This window comes from Amycolatopsis sp. NPDC021455 (assembly GCF_040640995.1).
Classification (GTDB): Bacteria; Actinomycetota; Actinomycetes; order Mycobacteriales; family Pseudonocardiaceae; genus Amycolatopsis.
Genome location: NZ_JBFACT010000042.1, coordinates 23,589 through 40,839, shown reverse-complemented (window position 1 = coordinate 40,839; position 17,251 = coordinate 23,589). Strand labels below are relative to the sequence as shown.

Below are 17,251 nucleotides of genomic sequence, written 5' to 3'. Positions count from 1 at the left end.
GTAGTGATATGGGACGGTGAAGACGTTCCTGGACAAGGTGGACGAACGGCTGGGCGACGGGCTGGAAAGTCTTCTGTGCGCCCACCACCGGCGGCGCCTGCGCAGGCTCGGCTGGGGTGACGTGCTGGCACCGGGTGGGGCTCGGGATCCACTCGGCGGCCGGGCGCCGGTCCGCGACGGCAACCGCGTCGAGGTGCTGATCGACGGCGAGGAGTCGCTGCCCGCCGTAGCCGAGGCCATCCGGCGGGCGAAGTCGCACGTGCACATCGCGAACTGGCACGCCAGCGCGGACTTCCGGCTGACGCGGGAACCCGGCTCGCCCACCCTGCGGGAGCTGCTGGCCGAGGCCGCCGGACGCGGTGTCGAGGTCCGGGTCCTGCTGTGGGCGGGGCCGCCGTTCCCGGCGTTCCAGCCGTCGCGGAAGCTGGCGCGGTCCGAACGACGGAAGTTCACCGAGGGCACGAAGGTGCGGTGCGTGCTGGACGCGCGTGAGCGGACGTTGCACTGCCACCACGAGAAGCTGGTGGTCGTCGACGACGCGGTCGCGTTCGTCGGCGGCGTGGACTTCACGGCGCTGGAGGGCGACCGGCACGACAGCCCGGACCACCCGCCGCGCCCGATCGGCTGGCACGACCTGATGGCGCGGGTCGAAGGCCCGGCGGTGGCGGACGTCGCCGTCCACTTCCGCCGGCGGTGGACCGAGGTGGCGGGCGAGGATCTGCCGTCGCCCGCGGTCCCGGACCCGGTGGGCGGCAGCCGGGTCCAGCTGCTGAAGACGGTCCCGAACGACACGTACGACTTCCTGCCTCGTGGGGAGTTCACGGTCCTGGACGGCTACCTGCGGGCGCTGCGCTCGGCCCGGCGGCTGGTGTACCTGGAGAACCAGTTCCTGTGGTCACCGGAGATCGCCGAGGTGCTGCTCGACAAGCTCCGGAACCCGCCGGACGACCGTTTCCGCGTGGTGTTGCTGCTGCCCCGCAAGCCGAGCAACGGCTCGGACACGACACGCGGCCAGCTGGGCAGGCTCCTGGACGCGGACGACGGCAACCGCCGTTTGCTGGCGACGACGATCAGCGCCCACGACGGAGGTTCGGCGGCCCCGGTGTACGTCCACGCGAAGCTGGGCATCGTGGACGACTCGTGGCTGACGGTGGGCTCGGCGAACTTGAACGAGCATTCGCTGTTCAACGACACGGAGGTGAACATCGCGACGGACGACCCGGCGGTGGCCCGGGCGACCCGGCTGCGGTTGTGGGCCGAGCACCTGGGACGCCCGGTGGCGGAACTGGAGGACCGCGACCCGGCGGACGTCGTGGACAACCTGTGGCGGCCGTTGGCGGAGGAGCAGGCGGAGCGGGAACGGCGGGGTGAGCAGCGGACGCACCGGCTGGTCCTGCTGCCGGGAGTGTCCCGCCGCGTGGCTCGGCTTCAGGGGCCGTTGCGGGGGTTGTTGGTGGACGGTTGAGCGGGTCAGCCGCTCTGCGTGCCGAGTAACTGCAGGTAGCCTTCCGGGCCACCGGAGTCCAAGATGGCCTCGAACGCGGAGACCATCGCTGTCACCCCTCCGGACGGGACCACGACGAGATCCCGGCACTGGAAGTAGGCGCCACCGCCTTCTTCTCCCGTGGTCCGCCATCTGTTCATGATCCGCTCGATTTCCCGAGGCGTCATGAACGTCGCACTCCACCGCGTCCCGTCGGGAAGGTGCAACTGGGCGTCGACGTTCTCGACAGACATCTCGTCGTCTTCCGCGCCGAGCATGAAAAGCGCCTTGAAGTGGCCCTTGTCCACCCGGTGAAGCGGATCACCCATCTCGTTGCCCCCCGTGCCGCGCCCAGGCTGGGAGCTGAAGCTCGGGAAGCTTGCGAAGGCAGGGATCGGGGTCGAGAAAATTCGCCCCGGTTCCGTCCTCGGTCACGGTCACGGTCACCCGCACGTACCGCATGCTCCCCTCCCGGTCAGCACCCTCATCGCCGACCGGGACATGACCGTTACCGGATCCGGAACCTCCGCAGCATCTTCAGCCCGGACAGCATGCTCTCGACGTACTTCTCGTACCCCTGCCCCGGCCGGGGTCCCATGACCTGCTTCTTCAGCACCGCCACGTTCTTCACATCGGTGTACTTGAGCAACCCCTGATCACCGTGCCGCGCGCCGACCCCGGAGTTCTTCACCCCGCCCGAAGGCGTCCCCTTGGCCGCATACGCCGTCGCGAGAATGTCGTTGACGTTCACATTTCCCGACTCGATGCGCGCCGCCAACCCACACCCCGCCGCGACGTCGCCACTCCACACCGACGCGTTCAGGCCGTAGTCCGTGTCGTTCGCCAGTGCCACGGCTTCGTCCACCGTGCGGTACTTGTGCAGCGCCACCACCGGGCCGAACGTCTCAGTGACGCCGCAGAGCATCTCCGAAGTGACGCCCTCGAGAATCGTCGGCTCGAAGAACGCCGGGCCGAGGTCCGGGCGGGGCTTGCCGCCGCACAGCACCGTTGCGCCCTTCGACACCGCGTCGTCCACGTGGGACTTCACCCGGCGCATGTGGTCCACCGAGACCAGCGAGCCCATGTCCGGGCCGAAGTCGTACGCCGCCCGGACGTCGAGGGCCGAGGCCGCTGCCACGAAGGCCTTCTTGAACTCCTCGTAGCGGGACTCCGGCAAGTAGATCCGCTCGATGTGCATGCAGATCTGGCCCGTGTTGCCGAACGCGCCGAAGATCGCGCCTTGGACCGCTTCGGCGACCGAGGCGTCCGGGAGGACGATCATCGGGTTCTTGCCGCCGAGCTCCAGGCAGCAGCCGATCAGGTTGCGGCCCGCCCGTTCGCCGATCACCCGGCCGGTGGCCGTCGAACCGGTGAACATCACGTAGTTCGCGTTGTCGATCAGCGTCGGGCCGACGTCCGGGCCCTCGCCGCACACCACCTGGAACAGCCCCTCCGGCAGGCCGGCCTCCTCCAGCAGGCGGATGCCGTAGAGCGGCGAAAGCGCCGTCTTGTTGTCCGGCTTCAGCACGACCGCGTTGCCCGCCATCAGCGCCGGGACGGCGTCGGAAATGCCCGTGGCGAACGGGAAGTTCCACGGCGCGATGATGCCGACGACCCCCTTGGGCTGCCGGACCTCGGTCGACGTCGTCACCAGCGGCACCGGGCCGCCGCGCTTGACCGGCGCCAGCAGCCGGGCCGCGCGCTTCAGGTAGTGGCTCATCACCATCGGCGGGTCGCAGGTCTCCTCGATCGCCATCCGCCGGTTCTTGCCGCTCTCCACCTGGATCAGGTCGGCGACCGTCCGCGCGCGGTCGACGAACAGCGTGTGCGCCCGCTTGAACACCGCCAGCCGTTCCTTGACCGGCGTCGCGGCCCACTTCCGCTGGGCCTCGCGCGCGACGGCGAACGCCCGCTCGATGTCCTCCGGCGTCGACTGCGGCAGCTCGACCAGCAGGTCGCCGGTGTAGACCTCGGTCAGCTTCCAGGTCGCGCCCGACGAACCCGGCACGCGGGCCACGAGTTGCTGCAGGAAGGCGTCGGTGACGGACGCCGGGCGGGTGAGTTCTAGCGGCGTGACGGTCATGACCGGCTCCCGAGGACGAGCTGGGCGCCCATTTCGCCGATCATGATGCAGGGCGCGTTGGTGTTGCCGCCGGTGATGGACGGCATGATCGAAGCGTCGCAGACCCGCAGGCCCTCGACACCGCGCACGCGCAGTTCGGGGTCGACGACGGCGAGTTCGTCGACGCCCATCCGGCACGTGCCGACGCCGTGGTAGACCGACGTCGCGCGGTTCAGGATCGCGTCGCGCAGTTCCTGGCCCTTCAGGTGCGCGCCCGGATGGATCTCCTCCTTGACCGCGCCCTTGAACGCCTTCGACGCGAAGATCTCGCGCACCATCTCCGAGCCCTCGCCGAGCAGCTCGAGGTCGGCCGGGTCGGACAGGTACTGGAAGTCGATGAGCGGGGCCGCCGCCGGGTCGGCCGAGGCAAGCCGCAGCGTGCCGCGGCTCTTCGGGTAGATGAGCGTCGTCAGCACGGTCAGCGCGGGGCGCTTGTCGACGTCGTGCCGGATCGGCGCGTCCTGGTTGGGTGACACGTACGCCCACGGCAGCAGGTGCAGCTGCAGGTCGGGGACCGCGCCGGCCTGCGAGGTCCGCAGGAACGCGACCGCCTCGAAGACCGAGTTCGCCAGGAACGTCGTGCCGGGGCGCAGGAGCTCCCGGGCCAGGCCACGGGCGAAGTACGGCGCCGTGCCCTTGTTCTTGCTGGTCGACACGTGGAACGTCAGGGCGTGGAACATGTGGTCGTGCATGTTGTCGCCGACGGGCAGGTCGGCGACGACGTCGATGCCGTGTTCCTTGAGGTGCTCGGCGTGGCCGATGCCGGACAGCATGAGCAGCTGGGCGGAGCCGATGACCCCGGCGGAGAGGATGACCTCCTTGCCGGCGCGGATGGTGCGGCGGCGGCCGCGGTCGAGGACCTCGACGCCGGCGGCGCGGCCGTTCTCGATCAGCACCTTCTCGACCATCACCCGGTCCTGCAGCTGCAGCGTCGGGGGCGCGAGGTGGTGGATGTAGCCACGCGAGGCGCTGTAGCGCAGGCCGTCGGCGGCGTTCTGCTGCATCCGGCTGACGCCTTCTTGGGACTCGGCGTTGTAGTCGTCGAGGATCTTGCAGCCGAGCGCGTCGGCGGTGGCGTCGACGAACTGCAGCGAGCCCTCTTGGGGGTTCTTCGCGCGGGTGACCCTGATCGGCCCGCCCGCGCCGCGGAAGGCGTTCTCGCCGTCTTCGAAGTCCTCCATGCGCTTGTAGGCGGCGTTGACGCTGTCGGCGTCCCAGCCGGTGTTGCCCTCGGCGGCCCAGGAGTCGAAGTTGGCGCGGTTGCCGCGGACGTAGACCATGCCGTTGATGGAGCTGGAGCCGCCGACGACCCGGCCACGCGGCACCGGCATCCGCCGATCGAGAACGTGTTTCTGCGGCACGCCGTAGAAGCCCCAGTCGAGTGGTTTCTTGAGCTGCGGCACCGCGTGCATCGGGCCGACCAGCCCGGGCTTCTTCACCAGCAGCTGCTCGTCGCTCTTGCCGGCTTCGAGCACGATCACGCTGGCCCCGGACTGGGCCAGCCGTCCCGCGATCGCCGCCCCCGAGCTCCCCGACCCGACGACGACGTAGTCGGCCTCGTCGCCGCGCGCCGCCCTGTTCGCCATGTTCGCTCCTCGGTCCGCCGGCCCGACAAACTATAACGTGTTCTAGTTCGCCAACCGTATAGCGCCGACCCCCGCGAGCGCAACGGCCCGGGCGGCGGGCGGCCAAGCGTCGCGAATGACTCATTCGGGACGTCGGAGGTCCCGAATGAGTCATTCGCGACGTTCGCCGGGCACCTCCGAGCGAGACTCAGCCCCAGGCCAGGAAGCGGTAGTGCAGGCCGGTCGAGGACTCCAGCCACTCCCCCACGGAGTCCGCGGGCCGTCCCACCTCGGGCGCGTAGGTGTCCCCGTCGAAGGACTCCCGGATCTCGGTGACGACGATCCGGTCCGCGAACGGCAGCGCCGCCCGGTACACCGCCGCGCCGCCGATCACCCACAGGTCACCGGTCACCGCGGCCAAAGCGGCAGGCAGGTCGGCGAACGTCTCGACCCCGTCCTGCGGGGTCGCCGACAAGACCAGGTTCCGCCGGCCCGGCAGCGGCCGGAACCGCGGCGGCAGCGACTCCCACGTCCGGCGGCCCATCAGCACCGCCGATCCCGCGGTCACCGTGCGGAAGTGCTTGAGGTCCTCCGGCAGGTGCCACGGGAGCGCGCCGTCACGGCCGATGACACCGTTCGCCGCCTGCGCCCAGACGAGCCCGATCACACCGCCACCGGGGCCTTGATGCCCGGGTGCGGGTCGTAGCCGTCGAGCGCGAAGTGCTCGTAGGTGTAGTCGAACAAGCTGTCGGCCGGCTTCAACCGAAGCCGCGGGAACGGCCGCGCCTCGCGGGCGAGCTGCGTCCGGACCTGGTCGACGTGGTTGTCGTAGACGTGGCAGTCCCCGCCGGTCCAGACGAAGTCGCCGACGCCAAGGCCCACCTGGTCGGCGATCATGTGCGTCAGCAGCGCGTAGCTGGCGATGTTGAACGGCACGCCGAGGAACAGGTCCGCGCTGCGCTGGTACAGCTGGCAGGACAGCTCGCCGTCGGCGACGTAGAACTGGAAGAACGCGTGGCACGGCGGCAGCGCCATCCGCGGGATGTCGGCGACGTTCCACGCGGACACGACGATCCGCCGCGAGTCGGGGTTCTCGCGCAGCGTGCGCAGCACCTCGGCGATCTGGTCGACGTGGCCCCCGTCCGGGGTCGGCCACGAGCGCCACTGCACGCCGTAGACCGGTCCCAGGTCACCGTCGCCGGACGCCCACTCGTCCCAGATCGTGACGCCGTGCTCCTGAAGCCACTTCACGTTCGAGTCGCCGCGCAGGAACCACAGCAGCTCGTAGGCGATCGACCGGAAGTGGACTTTCTTCGTGGTGATCAGGGGAAAGCCCTCGGACAGGCGGTACCGCAGCTGGTGCCCGAAGATCGACCTCGTGCCCGTGCCGGTACGGTCGCCCTTGCGGGCGCCCGTGTCGAGGACGTGGCGGAGGAGGTCTTCGTACTGCGTGTCCGGCATGCCCGGGAGCCTAGCCAGGCCGCTGACTCAGCGTGAACTCCGGATGGCCGACACCCCGCGAACGTTAACTTGACCCATTCCAGAAAACGCCCTAGGGTCACCGGTGATGTCAGACTTCGAAGCGCAGTTGCGGGCGGTCTCGCTGCGGGTCACGCGACCCCGGCTGGCCGTGCTGTCCGCGCTGCGCGACCATCCCCACGTCGACACCGAAACGGTGATCGACCTGGTACGGGCCGAGCACCCGACGGTGTCGCACCAGACGATCTACGACGTGTTGCGGGCCCTCACCGACACCGGGCTGGTGCGCCGCATCCAGCCGGCCGGCGCGAACGCCCGCTACGAGTCACGGGTGGGTGACAACCACCACCACGTCGTGTGCCGCTCGTGCGGGGCGATAGCCGACGTCGACTGCGCCGTCGGCCACACCCCCTGTCTGACCGCCTCGGAGGACCACGGTTTCGTGATCGACCAGGCGGAGGTCGTCTACTGGGGCACCTGCCCCGACTGCGCGGCCGAACGTCCCCGAAATGATTCGCCGCTCCCGGAAGGAAGTAAATGAGCTCCACCCAGGACAACCCCTCCAGCGCGCAGGGCGTGGACAAGAAGGCGGCGGCCGGGTGCCCGGTCGCGCACGACTCGGTGACTTCGCACGGCAGCGAGAGCGAAAACCCGGCGATCGACTCCCCGACGCCGAAGACGGGGGGCCGTCCGCGCACGAACAAGGACTGGTGGCCCAACCAGCTCGACCTGTCGGTGCTGCACGCCCACTCCCCCAAGGGCAACCCGCTCGGCGAGAACTTCAGCTACGCCAAGGAGTTCGCGAAGCTCGACGTCGAGGCCCTCAAGCGGGACATCACCGAGGTGCTCACCACCTCGCAGGACTGGTGGCCCGCCGACTTCGGCCACTACGGCGGCCTGATGATCCGCCTGAGCTGGCACGCCGCGGGCACCTACCGCATCCACGACGGCCGCGGCGGCGCCGGTGACGGGAACCAGCGCTTCGCCCCGCTCAACAGCTGGCCGGACAACGCCAACCTCGACAAGGCACGCCGCCTGCTGTGGCCGGTGAAGCAGAAGTACGGCCAGAAGATCTCGTGGGCCGACCTGCTGGTGCTCGCCGGCAACGTCGCCCTCGAGTCCATGGGCTTCAAGACCTTCGGCTTCGGCTTCGGCCGCGTGGACGTCTGGGAGCCCGAAGAGGTCATCTGGGGCCCCGAGGACGACTGGCTGGGCGACGAGCGCTACGTCAGCGAGTCGGAGATGGCGCCCGAGGTCGGCGCGACCGAGATGGGCCTCATCTACGTCAACCCCGAGGGTCCCCGCGGCAACGCGGACTTCGAGGCGGCGGCCCACTTCATCCGGGAGACCTTCGCCCGGATGGCGATGAACGACGAGGAGACCGTCGCCCTCATCGCCGGTGGCCACACCTTCGGCAAGACCCACGGCGCCTCCACCGCCGACGACCACGTCGGCCCGGAGCCCGAGGGCGCCCCGCTGGAGGCGCAGGGCCTCGGCTGGCTGAGCACGCACGGCACCGGCAAGGGCGCGGACGCGATCACCAGCGGCCTCGAGGTCACCTGGACCGACAAGCCGACCCAGTGGAGCAACCGCTTCTTCGAGATCCTCTTCGGCTACGAGTGGGAGCTCACCACGAGCCCGGGCGGCGGCAAGCAGTACGTCGCCAAGGACGCGCCGGAGATCATCCCGGACCCGTTCGACCCGGCCAAGAAGCACAAGCCGACGATGCTCACGACGGACCTGTCGCTGCGCTTCGACCCGATCTACGGCCCGATCTCGCAGCGGTTCAAGGACAACCCGGACGAGTTCGCGCTGGCCTTCGCCAAGGCCTGGTACAAGCTGCTGCACCGTGACATGGGCCCGGTCAGCCGCTTCCTCGGCCCGTGGGTCGCCGAGCCGCAGCTGTGGCAGGACCCGGTGCCGGCCGTCGAGGGCGAGCTCGTGAGCGACGCCGACATCGCCGCCCTCAAGGCGAAGGTCCTCGACTCGGGGCTCACCACCGCGGAACTGGTTTCCACGGCGTGGGCGTCGGCCGCCAGCTTCCGCTCCACCGACAAGCGCGGTGGCGCGAACGGCGCCCGGATCCGCCTGGAGCCGCAGCGCACCTGGGAGGTCAACCAGCCCGAGCAGCTCGGCAAGGTCCTCGAGATCCTCGAGGGCGTCCAGCGCGACTTCAACGAGGCGGGCGGCGCGCAGATCTCGCTGGCCGACCTCATCGTGCTGGCCGGCTCGGCCGCGGTCGAGAAGGCGGCGCGCGACGCCGGCGTCGAGACGACCGTGCCGTTCCACCCGGGCCGCACCGACGCCTCGCAGGAGCAGACCGACGCCGACTCGTTCGCGGTCCTCGAGCCGCGCGCCGACGGCTTCCGCAACTACCTGCGCGCCGGTGAGAAGCTGCAGCCGGAGGTGCTGCTCGTCGAGCGCGCCTACATGCTCGGCCTGAGCGCGCCGGAGATGACGGTCCTGGTCGGCGGCCTGCGTTCCCTCGGGGCCAACGTCGGCGGCGCCCGCCACGGCGTCCTCACGGACAAGCCGGGCGTGCTCACCAACGACTTCTTCGCCAACCTGCTCTCGCCGGGCACCAAGTGGAAGGCGTCGGAGTCCGAGGAGAACGTCTACGAGATCCGCGACGCGGCGACCGACGAGCTGAAGTGGACCGCCACCGCGGTCGACCTCGTCTTCGGCTCGAACTCGCAGCTGCGCGCCCTCTCGGAGGTCTACGCCAGCGAAGACGCCCGCGACAAGTTCGTGGCCGACTTCGTCGCGGCCTGGACGAAGGTCATGGAGCTGGACCGCTTCGACCTGCGCTGAGTCACCCCGGACGGGCCCGGCCGATCCTCGCGATCGGCCGGGCCCGTCCGTCTTCGCGCCGATCTTGACAAGGAGTGAGCCCCGACCTACCGTGAGTCCACGCCGCCGGGTTGTCCAGACCATTTATCGTGAAAGGACACCCGCCGATGCGTGTTCGTGCCTTGCTCGTCCTCCTGGTGGTCCCGGCCCTGGCCGCGGCGACCGCGTCCCCCGCGCTGGCCGCGGACCCGTCCGTGGCCCCGGGCGGCAACTTCGACCTCTCGATCTGGCAGCTGCAGGAGCCGGTCGGCTCCCCGGGCAGCCCGACGACCATCTCGTCATCCCGGCTGCAGGGGCCGGACGGCTTCCAGGACAGCTACTTCTACACCGACACCCGCGACGGCGCGATGACCTTCTGGGCGCCGGAGAAGGGCGTCACCACGCCGAACTCGAACTACGCGCGGTCGGAGCTGCGTGAGATGAACCGCGACGGTTCCGCCGCGAACTGGTCGCTGAGCGGGTCGCACAAGCTGAGCGCGACCCTGCGCGTGGTCTCGGTGACGTCGAACGTCTGCGTCGGCCAGGTGCACCTCGGCACCGGCGGCTCGTCGACGAAACCGCTGCTGGAGCTGTACTACCGGGCGAGCGGGGACATCGTGCTGGGCACGGAGAACTCCCCCGACGGCGGGCAGACGGCCCACACGGTCGGGCACGTCGCGATCGGCAAGACGTGGACGTACACGATCGGCATCTCCGGCGGCGACACCATCGACCTCACGGTCAACGGGAGCACCACGCACTACGGCATCCCGTCGTCGTTCAAGGCGTACAAGCAGTACTTCAAGGCCGGCTCGTACAACCAGTCCTCTTCGGACAGCACGACGAAGGGCGCGCGGGTCGCCTTCTACGGCCTGAAGGTCACCCACGGCTGAGGACGAGCGGCCCGGCCGCCACCGGGCCGCCGCCGGTCAGCGCCAGCCCAGCTCCGGGGCCACGTGGGTGAGGATGTCCTCCAGGACGTGGACGTTGTAGTCGACGCCGAGCTGGTTCGGGATGGTCAGCAGCAGCGTGTCCGCGGCCTGGACGGCCTCGTCCTCCTTGAGCTCGCGCACCAGCTCGTCGGGCTCGGCGGCGTAGGAGCGGCCGAAGATCGCCCGGGTGTTCTCGTCGATCATGCCGACCTGGTCGCGGGAGTGGCGGTCGCGGCCGAAGTAGGCCCGGTCCCGGTCGGTGGTCAGCGCGAAGATGCTGCGGCTGACCGAAACCCGCGGCTCCCGCTCGTGGCCGGCTTCGGTCCACGCCTCGCGGTAGGCCTCGATCTGCTTGCGCTGCTGGACGTGCAGCGGCTCGCCCGTCTCGTCGTCCTTGAGCGTCGAGCTCTGCAGGTTCATGCCCAGCTTCGCGGCCCACACACTCGTCGCGTTCGAGCCCGAACCCCACCAGATGCGGTCGCGCAGGCCCTCGGAGTGCGGCTCGAGCCGCAGCAGGCCCGGCGGGTTGGCGAACATCGGCCGCGGGTTCGGCTGCGCGAAGCCCTCGCCGTCGAGGAGCTTGAGGAACACCTCGGTGTGCTGCCGGGCCATGTCCGCGTCCGTCTCGCCCTCGGCGGGGGCGTACCCGAAGTAGCGCCAGCCGTCGATCACCTGCTCGGGGGATCCCCGGCTGATGCCGAGCTGGAGCCTGCCGCCGGCGATGAGGTCGGCGGCGCCCGCGTTCTCGACCATGTACAGCGGGTTCTCGTAGCGCATGTCGATCACGCCGGTGCCGATCTCGATCTTCGACGTCCGCGCGCCGATCGCCGAGAGCAGCGGAAACGGGCTGCCCGCCTGCCGCGCGAAGTGGTGCACGCGGAAGTACGCGCCGTCCACGCCGAGCTCCTCGGCGGCGACGGCCAGGTCGATCGACTGGTGCAGGAAGTCCGCGGCCGACCGGGTCTCGGAGTGCGCACTCGCCGACCAGTGGCCGAACGAGAGGAAGCCAATCTTCTTCACGCCTGCTCAAGCGTCCGGCGGCCGGGTTTGATTCCCGGTGTGAGCAGGCCGACCGGTCGCTCGTTCCGGTGAACCGGCGACCGCGGCCGCTCGGTCCGGGGTACTCCGCCCGAAACGAGGAGGAGACGATGCCCGACAACGACCTCACCGGCTTCCTGATCATCGGACTGGTCTTCGTGGTGGCCGACGGCCAGGTCCTCTACCGCGGCGGCCGCCGCTACCTGAGCGGGCCCGACGGCGGCGAGGGGTCCGCGTCGATGGCGTGGATGGTGGTGACCGTCTTCCACCTCGTCTCCTTCGGCGTCCTCGCCCTGCTCTCGGTGGTCGGTCCCCGGTGGTCCGGCTCGACGGCCGCCCTGGTCGGCAGGCTCGGCGTCTTCCTCCTGCTGATGGCCGTGGCGCACGTCCTCACGCTGGCCGTGCTCGCCCGCCGCCGTCAGGACGAGATCGTCGAAACCCGCTTCCAGGAGCGCGAAACCGAGCGGCCGGCCGCCGAAGCCGTCGTCGAGCCGGTGCCGGGGCAGCCCGGCCCGCACCCGCAGGTGAGCCCCGATCTGGGCAGCCACGGCCCGTACCGCACCTGAGCAGCCCCCACGGCGTTCACCGGATCGAAGGAACACCCCGGCGAGCCGCGGTTTTCGCGCTGCCCGTCGCCCACCGGCCGTGATTTGATCTTGCCGCTGGTGCGCGAGGAAGGAAACACGCGGTGCGAACGTCCCGAACCGGTCTGGCGGTGGCCGTCTCGGTCCTGGTGGCGGCCACGGCGCCCGCCGCCGCGACCACGCCCGATCCGCTCGCGCCGTACCTGGCGCAGAAGGTCTCCTGGGGCGCCTGCCCGTTCAAGCAACCGAGCCGGTTCCCGGCCGCGGAGTGCGCGCGGATCACGGTCCCGCGGGACTGGGCGGCCCCGGCCGCCGGCCCGGAGCTCCAGGTGGCGATCAGCCGGGTCGCGGCCACCGGGGACCGGCGGGGCGCGATCCTGCTGAACCCCGGCGGGCCGGGCGGCCAGGGCACCTCGCTCGCCGGCGCGCTGGCCGGGCTCGAGCCGTCGGTGCGCGAGCACTACGACTTCGTCGGCATGGACCCCCGCGGCACCGGGCAGGAAGGCGGCACGGACGCGGGGTTCGTCTGCCGGGTCCCGCTCGGGCGGCTGCCCGACGACGACGGCCTCGACGCCCGCGACCGCTCGGCCCGCAGCATCGCGCTGCACCAGCGGACGCCGCAGGTCCTGGCCGAAGCGTGCCAGAGCGACGCGCTCGCGCCGTACATCACCACCTGGCAGACCACGCACGACATGGACCTGATCCGCGCGCTGCTGGGTGACGAGAAGCTGAACTACCTCGGGTACTCCTACGGCACCTGGCTCGGCGCGAAGTACGCGTCACTGTTCCCCGGGCACACCGGCAAGATGGTGCTCGACTCCAGCGTCAACTTCGAAGGCCGCCTGCAGGCCGCGTTCGAAGCGTTCCCGAAGATCGACCAGCGCCAGTTCGACCGCGTCTACGCGCCGTGGCTGGCCCGCCGCTTCCCGGACCAGCTCGGCAAGACCGCCACGGAGGTCCGGGCCAAGTGGGAACGGCTGCGCGCCTTCTTCAAGGACCAGGGCGTGCCGCCCGACGTCTTCGACCACATCTTCGTCGGCAACGGCAGCACCCGGCAGTGGCTGGCCGGCGCGCTGGTCCTCACCAAGGGCGCGGCCGCGCTCGACGGCACCGCCAAGCCGCCACCCGCCGCGCTGAAGGACGACCTCGACCGCGTCTCGCGCGCGGTCTTCGGCCGCTCCGCGGAGAAGCTGACCGCCGCCGACGTGGTCGCGGCCGCTCCCGAGCTGGAGCCCGACTACGCCGACGTGCCCGGCACCCGGTTCGCGGTGGCGTGCGGCGACCAGCCGGCCCGGGCGTCGACCTGGTACAAGCTGCTCAGCGACCTGCAGGGCCCGGCCTACCCGCTGTTCGGCTGGGCGTACGGCCTCAGCGAGCCGTGCGGCTTCTGGTCCGACCTCCCCCGCCACGAGCTGCCGGTCCTGCCGGTGCGCGCGGCGAAGAACGTCCTCGTCGTCCAGGGCGAGTTCGATCCGCAGACGGGCTACGAACAGGCCGAGACGGCCGCGCGGACGGCCGGGGTCCCGATGATCTCGGTGGCGGATTCGCCGTTCCACGGCCAGTACGCCGTCAGCGGCAATTCCTGTGTGGACGATCTGGTGAACGCGTTCTTCTTGGGGACCACGCGTCCCGCGGCCACCATCTGCCCCGGCGTCCCGCTGCCCGGGGAGAACAAGGTCTTCCCGGTGGCGGGCCCGGCCGGCGAACCGACCGCGCCCTCCGAGCCGGCGCCGCGTGACGCGCATTCGCCCACGCGGCAACGGCTTCAGGACACCATCAGCGCGGTGAACCGCGGGTACTAGCCCCCGCGCCGCAAGTTCTTCGACGTTCGGTCCGATGCGCCCCAATGTGGCGTTCGGTGCGTCCAGCGCACCCAATGTGGCGTTCGGTGCGTTGGACGCAACCAACGCCACATTGGGGCGCTTGAGCCGGGCCGTTGTCAACGGACCTCGGACGGCGACACCAGGCGGCGCTCAGGCGTCGGCCGTCCGGGTGCTCAGGCGTGTTCGGCGAAGGCGTCGAACATCCCGGGCTCGTAGGAACCGCCCTTCTGGTGCACGATCACCGCGAGCCGGTTGGCGGCGTTGATCAGGGCGACCAGCGCCACCAGCGCGGCGACCTGCTCGTCGTCGTAGTGCTCGCGCACCCGGGCCCAGGTCTCGTCCGACACGCCTTCGTGGGCGTCCGCGAGGCGCGTGCCCTCCTCGGCCAGCGCGAGCGCGGCCTGCTCGGCGGCGGTGAACACGGTCGACTCGCGCCACGCGGCGACCAGGGCGAGCCGGACGGCCGTCTCCCCGGCGGCCGCGGCGTCCTTCGTGTGCATGTCGATGCACCAGCCGCAGCCGTTGATCTGGCTGGCCCGCAGGCTGACGAGCTCCTGCGTGGACTTCGGCAGCGGCGACCGCGCGAGCACCTGCCCGAGGTTGGCGAACCGCTTGCCGAGCCGGGCGCCGGTCTCGGTGGTGAAAAGGTCGAAACGGGGTCCCATGGCTGAATCCTCACTGTGTCATCGGGTTCGACGCCCTCAAGACACCGGCTTCGCGAACTCTGTGACAGCGCCTGGTGTGACGCGGACCACGGAGACGCACGCCGGATCGCGATGATTGACAACGACCGTGGCGCGGAGGACTCTGGGAGCGCTTCCAGACGACGGCGTCCACTGGGGTGCGCCGCCGAAAGCGGAAGGAGAGTCCATGGGATCCGCCTCCCGCCGGATCGCCGCGCGCCCGGCCGTCCTCGCCGCGGTCGCCGCGCTCGTCCTCGGTGTTCTGCTGTTGTGGCCGTGGAGTTCGGGCGCCGCGCCGGTCAGCCCGGTGACCGGTTACGCGACCCACTTCGACGGGCTCGGTGCTCCCTACGGCGGCTGCGGGCTGCCCCAGGAAGTGCTCGACGCCCCGGATTTCGTCGCCCTCAACGTCTACAACACCCCCGGCGACTACTCCTTCTACCCCCGGCCACTGCCGCCTTCGCAGGCCGCCAAGATCGGCCTGTGGGACAACGGCCGCAACTGCGGGCGCTTCGTGCAGGTCACGATCGGCGACTACTGCACCGGGGTCAACGACGGCGCGCCCGGGCAACCGTTCTGCCGCAACGGTTCCTTGGTGTCCGACAGCTACTCCGGCGCCCAGCTGACCATGGTCGTCGCCGACAGCTGCGGTGACTCGAACGCCTGGTGCCGCGACGATCCCGGCCACCTCGACCTCTCGACGGCGTCGCTGAACCGGTTCGTGAAGAACGGCGTCCCCGTCGGCGACATGAACCCCGCGCACTGGAACAACCGGAAGATCTCGTGGTCGTACGTGCCGCCCCCGAACTACACCGGCGACCTCAAGTTCGGCTTCCTCCAAGGCTCGCAGCGGTACTGGACGGCCGTCGCCGTGTCGCACCTGCCCAACGGCGTCCACGGCGTCGAGTACCTCGGCGCGGACGGCACCTGGCAGCAGGCGCAACCGGACAGCGACATGGGACAGGCCTTCCTGATCGGCCCGACCGCCACCGCGGGCACGGCGTACGCGGTCCGGGTCCGGGACGCGAGTGACGCGCTCGTGAACGGCGGCCGCGTCTACCGCTTCTCCCTGCCGGACCAGTGCCTGTCGGGCTGCTCGGCCGCTTACACGAGTGTCAGCTACACGACCGACCCGGGCGGCCCCACCACGAGCCCCACCACCACGACTCCCACCACACCGACCAGCACGACGCCGACGACACCCACCACGCCGACCACCACCACGAGCACGCCGCCCGGCGCGTCGTGCTCGGTGACCGCCGCGGTGACGGGCACCTGGGGTGGCGGCGGTCAGCTGGAGTTCACCGTGCGGAACACCGGTTCGACCGCGCTGTCCGGCTGGGCGACCACGTTCACGTTCACGAGCAGCCAGCAGCTGGTCAACTTCTGGAACGCGCAACCGACCCAGACGGGTCGCCAGGTGCGCGCGGTCAACCAGTCGTACAACGGGACACTCGCCGCCGGGGCGACGACGACCTGGGGCGCCGTGGTGAGCGGCGACCCCCAGCAGTTCTCCGGGCTGGCCTGCACCCCGCGGTGACGCCTGCTCAGGACAGCGTCGCCCAGAACGACGTCAGCGCCGCCGCGCCGGGAGCCGGGTCGTCGGTCATCCACCAGTGACCGAGGCCGTCGAGGACGGCGACCCGGGCCCCCGCGCGGGCGGCGGCACGGCGGCGTTGCTCTTCGGTACCCACGACGTGGTCCGCCGTGGCGAGGATGGCCAGGCCCGGACGGGCCGCCGCGCGCTCGAGCGGGATTCCCAAACCGGGAGTGCCGGCTTCGGCGGCCGATCGGTACAGGGTCAGGACCGCGCGGCCCATCGCCTCGTCCTGGCCCGCCGCGACGCGCGCCGCGACCTGACGGCCCATCCCCCGCTCCACGAGGACCGCCGTGCGCTCCTCGGCCGTGCCGCCGAACCGGGCCGCGACATCGGCCTCGCCGACGCCCGGGGTCTGCCAGCGGCGGGCCAGCTCGTGCCACTCGTACCCGGGGTCGTAGATCCCGAGCACGTCGCTGACCCAGCTGCGGACGAGCTCCGGCCGGCTCAGCACCACGTTCACCACGTGCCCGCCGCCCACGTCGTGGCCCACCAGGTCCACCGGCTCGCCGAACGCGGCCAGCTCGCCGGCGAGCCAGTCCCGGTAGTCCGCGTGGGTGGCGCCGAACCCGGCCGGCAGCGGCGCGCCGAAGCCCGGCGGGGACAGGCAGACCACGTCGGACCGGACGTTGGCCAGCTCGGCCAGCAACGGCTCCCAGACCGCCGCGGTCTCGGGGTTGCCGTGGACGAAGACCGCGGGCATCAGAGCACGCCCGGCGTGGTCGGCTGCAGGACCGACTCCACCAGCGCTTCGGTGCGGAGGTGGGTGACGGCCTGGTACTCGGGGTCGCGGATCATGCCGGCGAACGCCCGCCGGTCCGGGTAGCGGACCAGCACGACCATGTCCCAGGCCTGCCCCTCCTCGGCGACCAGCGCCCGGCCGCCGTCGCCGAGGTATTCCACCTCGAGTCTGTACCGGGCGTTGAGCGGGCCGAGCGCCTCCGCGTAGCGCCGGTAGCTCTCGCGGCCGCCGTCCGGGCGGAACCGCAGCAGGTTGAGCATCACCACCGGGCCGCCCGGGTCGTCGGCGAGCAGGGTGTCGAGGGCACGGTCGTCGATCTCGATCATCGGAACCTCCTGGAGTTGGTGCCGCCAGCCTACACATACTTGTTGGTC

Annotated in this window: 16 protein-coding genes; 7 read left to right on the top strand and 9 right to left on the bottom strand. The window is 70.8% G+C overall.

Translation table 11 applies throughout. The annotated features are described in order from the left end of the window. Nucleotides 1-16: 16 nt before the first annotated feature. Entirely contained in the window at nt 17-1,465 is a 1,449-nt protein-coding gene (locus tag AB0G28_RS33390; RefSeq protein WP_361098296.1) for a phospholipase D family protein, read from the top strand. A 5-nt stretch (nt 1,466-1,470) separates the two neighbouring features. On the opposite strand, the gene AB0G28_RS33385 is transcribed toward AB0G28_RS33390, so the two are convergent. From AB0G28_RS33385 to AB0G28_RS33365, 5 genes are all read right to left on the bottom strand, one after another. Next, entirely contained in the window at nt 1,471-1,791 is a 321-nt protein-coding gene (locus AB0G28_RS33385; protein ID WP_361098293.1) for a hypothetical protein, read from the bottom strand. A gap of 200 nt (nt 1,792-1,991) precedes the next feature. After that, complete coding sequence (locus tag AB0G28_RS33380) at nt 1,992-3,566, bottom strand: succinic semialdehyde dehydrogenase (protein WP_361098290.1); 1,575 nt, start codon at nt 3,564-3,566, stop codon at nt 1,992-1,994. Further along, a complete protein-coding gene (locus AB0G28_RS33375; RefSeq protein ID WP_361098287.1) occupies nt 3,563-5,191 on the bottom strand; it encodes a GMC family oxidoreductase N-terminal domain-containing protein in 1,629 nt (542 codons plus the stop codon). Before AB0G28_RS33375 ends, AB0G28_RS33380 begins: the two co-directional genes overlap by 4 nt. A 187-nt stretch (nt 5,192-5,378) precedes the next feature. After that, nucleotides 5,379-5,837: a dihydrofolate reductase gene (locus tag AB0G28_RS33370; protein ID WP_361098284.1), complete on the bottom strand. Its 459-nt coding sequence runs from the start codon at nt 5,835-5,837 to the stop codon at nt 5,379-5,381. After that, the gene (locus AB0G28_RS33365; protein ID WP_361098281.1) at nt 5,834-6,631 is read right to left on the bottom strand and encodes a thymidylate synthase; all 798 of its coding nucleotides are present in this window, start codon (nt 6,629-6,631) and stop codon (nt 5,834-5,836) included. Before AB0G28_RS33365 ends, AB0G28_RS33370 begins: the two co-directional genes overlap by 4 nt. A gap of 106 nt (nt 6,632-6,737) precedes the next feature. Between AB0G28_RS33365 and AB0G28_RS33360 the strand changes: the two genes are divergently transcribed. The 3 genes from AB0G28_RS33360 (at nt 6,738) to AB0G28_RS33350 (ending at nt 10,371) form a co-directional block, all read left to right on the top strand. Then, nucleotides 6,738-7,190, top strand: a complete 453-nt coding sequence (locus AB0G28_RS33360; protein WP_361098278.1) for a Fur family transcriptional regulator — start codon at nt 6,738-6,740, stop codon at nt 7,188-7,190. Next, nucleotides 7,187-9,460, top strand: coding sequence for a catalase/peroxidase HPI (gene katG, locus AB0G28_RS33355; protein ID WP_361098275.1), 2,274 nt, complete (start codon nt 7,187-7,189; stop codon nt 9,458-9,460). The genes AB0G28_RS33360 and katG overlap by 4 nt, the downstream gene beginning before the upstream one ends. 146 nt (nt 9,461-9,606) lie before the next feature. Continuing rightward, nucleotides 9,607-10,371 carry a polysaccharide lyase family 7 protein gene (locus AB0G28_RS33350; RefSeq protein ID WP_361098272.1) on the top strand — a complete coding sequence of 255 codons (765 nt, stop codon included), beginning with the start codon at nt 9,607-9,609 and terminating at the stop codon, nt 10,369-10,371. Nucleotides 10,372-10,407: 36 nt separating this feature from the next. Here AB0G28_RS33350 and AB0G28_RS33345 read toward each other — a convergent pair whose 3' ends face one another. Then, nucleotides 10,408-11,430 (bottom strand): LLM class flavin-dependent oxidoreductase, encoded by a 1,023-nt coding sequence (locus AB0G28_RS33345; RefSeq protein ID WP_361098269.1) that lies wholly within the window; start codon nt 11,428-11,430, stop codon nt 10,408-10,410. A 128-nt stretch (nt 11,431-11,558) separates the two neighbouring features. Between AB0G28_RS33345 and AB0G28_RS33340 the strand changes: the two genes are divergently transcribed. Together AB0G28_RS33340 and AB0G28_RS33335 are read left to right on the top strand one after the other, a co-directional pair. Then, nucleotides 11,559-12,014 (top strand): hypothetical protein, encoded by a 456-nt coding sequence (locus AB0G28_RS33340; RefSeq protein ID WP_361098266.1) that lies wholly within the window; start codon nt 11,559-11,561, stop codon nt 12,012-12,014. A 122-nt stretch (nt 12,015-12,136) separates the two neighbouring features. Further along, nucleotides 12,137-13,834: an alpha/beta fold hydrolase gene (locus tag AB0G28_RS33335; protein WP_361098263.1), complete on the top strand. Its 1,698-nt coding sequence runs from the start codon at nt 12,137-12,139 to the stop codon at nt 13,832-13,834. Between the two features lie 194 nt (nt 13,835-14,028). On the opposite strand, the gene AB0G28_RS33330 is transcribed toward AB0G28_RS33335, so the two are convergent. Next, a complete protein-coding gene (locus AB0G28_RS33330) occupies nt 14,029-14,520 on the bottom strand; it encodes a carboxymuconolactone decarboxylase family protein (RefSeq protein ID WP_361098260.1) in 492 nt (163 codons plus the stop codon). 205 nt (nt 14,521-14,725) lie between these two features. Here AB0G28_RS33330 and AB0G28_RS33325 point away from each other — a divergent pair, with 205 nt between their 5' ends. Next, nucleotides 14,726-16,078, top strand: a complete 1,353-nt coding sequence (locus AB0G28_RS33325) for a cellulose binding domain-containing protein (RefSeq protein WP_361098257.1) — start codon at nt 14,726-14,728, stop codon at nt 16,076-16,078. A gap of 7 nt (nt 16,079-16,085) precedes the next feature. On the opposite strand, the gene AB0G28_RS33320 is transcribed toward AB0G28_RS33325, so the two are convergent. Next, nucleotides 16,086-16,838, bottom strand: a complete 753-nt coding sequence (locus AB0G28_RS33320; RefSeq protein ID WP_361098254.1) for an alpha/beta fold hydrolase — start codon at nt 16,836-16,838, stop codon at nt 16,086-16,088. Next, a complete protein-coding gene (locus tag AB0G28_RS33315) occupies nt 16,838-17,203 on the bottom strand; it encodes a DUF1330 domain-containing protein (RefSeq protein WP_361098251.1) in 366 nt (121 codons plus the stop codon). The genes AB0G28_RS33320 and AB0G28_RS33315 overlap by 1 nt, the downstream gene beginning before the upstream one ends. Between the last annotated feature and the right edge of the window lie 48 nt (nt 17,204-17,251).

Excerpts from the sequence above, each read along its gene's own strand:
- AB0G28_RS33340 (WP_361098266.1), top strand. The coding sequence starts at position 11,559 with ATGCCCGACAACGACCTCACCGGCTTCCTGATCATCGGACTGGTCTTC.
- AB0G28_RS33380 (WP_361098290.1), bottom strand. The coding sequence starts at position 3,566 with ATGACCGTCACGCCGCTAGAACTCACCCGCCCGGCGTCCGTCACCGAC.
- AB0G28_RS33360 (WP_361098278.1), top strand. The coding sequence starts at position 6,738 with ATGTCAGACTTCGAAGCGCAGTTGCGGGCGGTCTCGCTGCGGGTCACG.
- katG (WP_361098275.1), top strand. The coding sequence starts at position 7,187 with ATGAGCTCCACCCAGGACAACCCCTCCAGCGCGCAGGGCGTGGACAAG.
- AB0G28_RS33325 (WP_361098257.1), top strand. The coding sequence starts at position 14,726 with ATGGGATCCGCCTCCCGCCGGATCGCCGCGCGCCCGGCCGTCCTCGCC.
- AB0G28_RS33315 (WP_361098251.1), bottom strand. The coding sequence starts at position 17,203 with ATGATCGAGATCGACGACCGTGCCCTCGACACCCTGCTCGCCGACGAC.
- AB0G28_RS33320 (WP_361098254.1), bottom strand. The coding sequence starts at position 16,838 with ATGCCCGCGGTCTTCGTCCACGGCAACCCCGAGACCGCGGCGGTCTGG.
- AB0G28_RS33365 (WP_361098281.1), bottom strand. The coding sequence starts at position 6,631 with ATGCCGGACACGCAGTACGAAGACCTCCTCCGCCACGTCCTCGACACG.
- AB0G28_RS33375 (WP_361098287.1), bottom strand. The coding sequence starts at position 5,191 with ATGGCGAACAGGGCGGCGCGCGGCGACGAGGCCGACTACGTCGTCGTC.
- AB0G28_RS33330 (WP_361098260.1), bottom strand. The coding sequence starts at position 14,520 with ATGGGACCCCGTTTCGACCTTTTCACCACCGAGACCGGCGCCCGGCTC.
- AB0G28_RS33350 (WP_361098272.1), top strand. The coding sequence starts at position 9,607 with ATGCGTGTTCGTGCCTTGCTCGTCCTCCTGGTGGTCCCGGCCCTGGCC.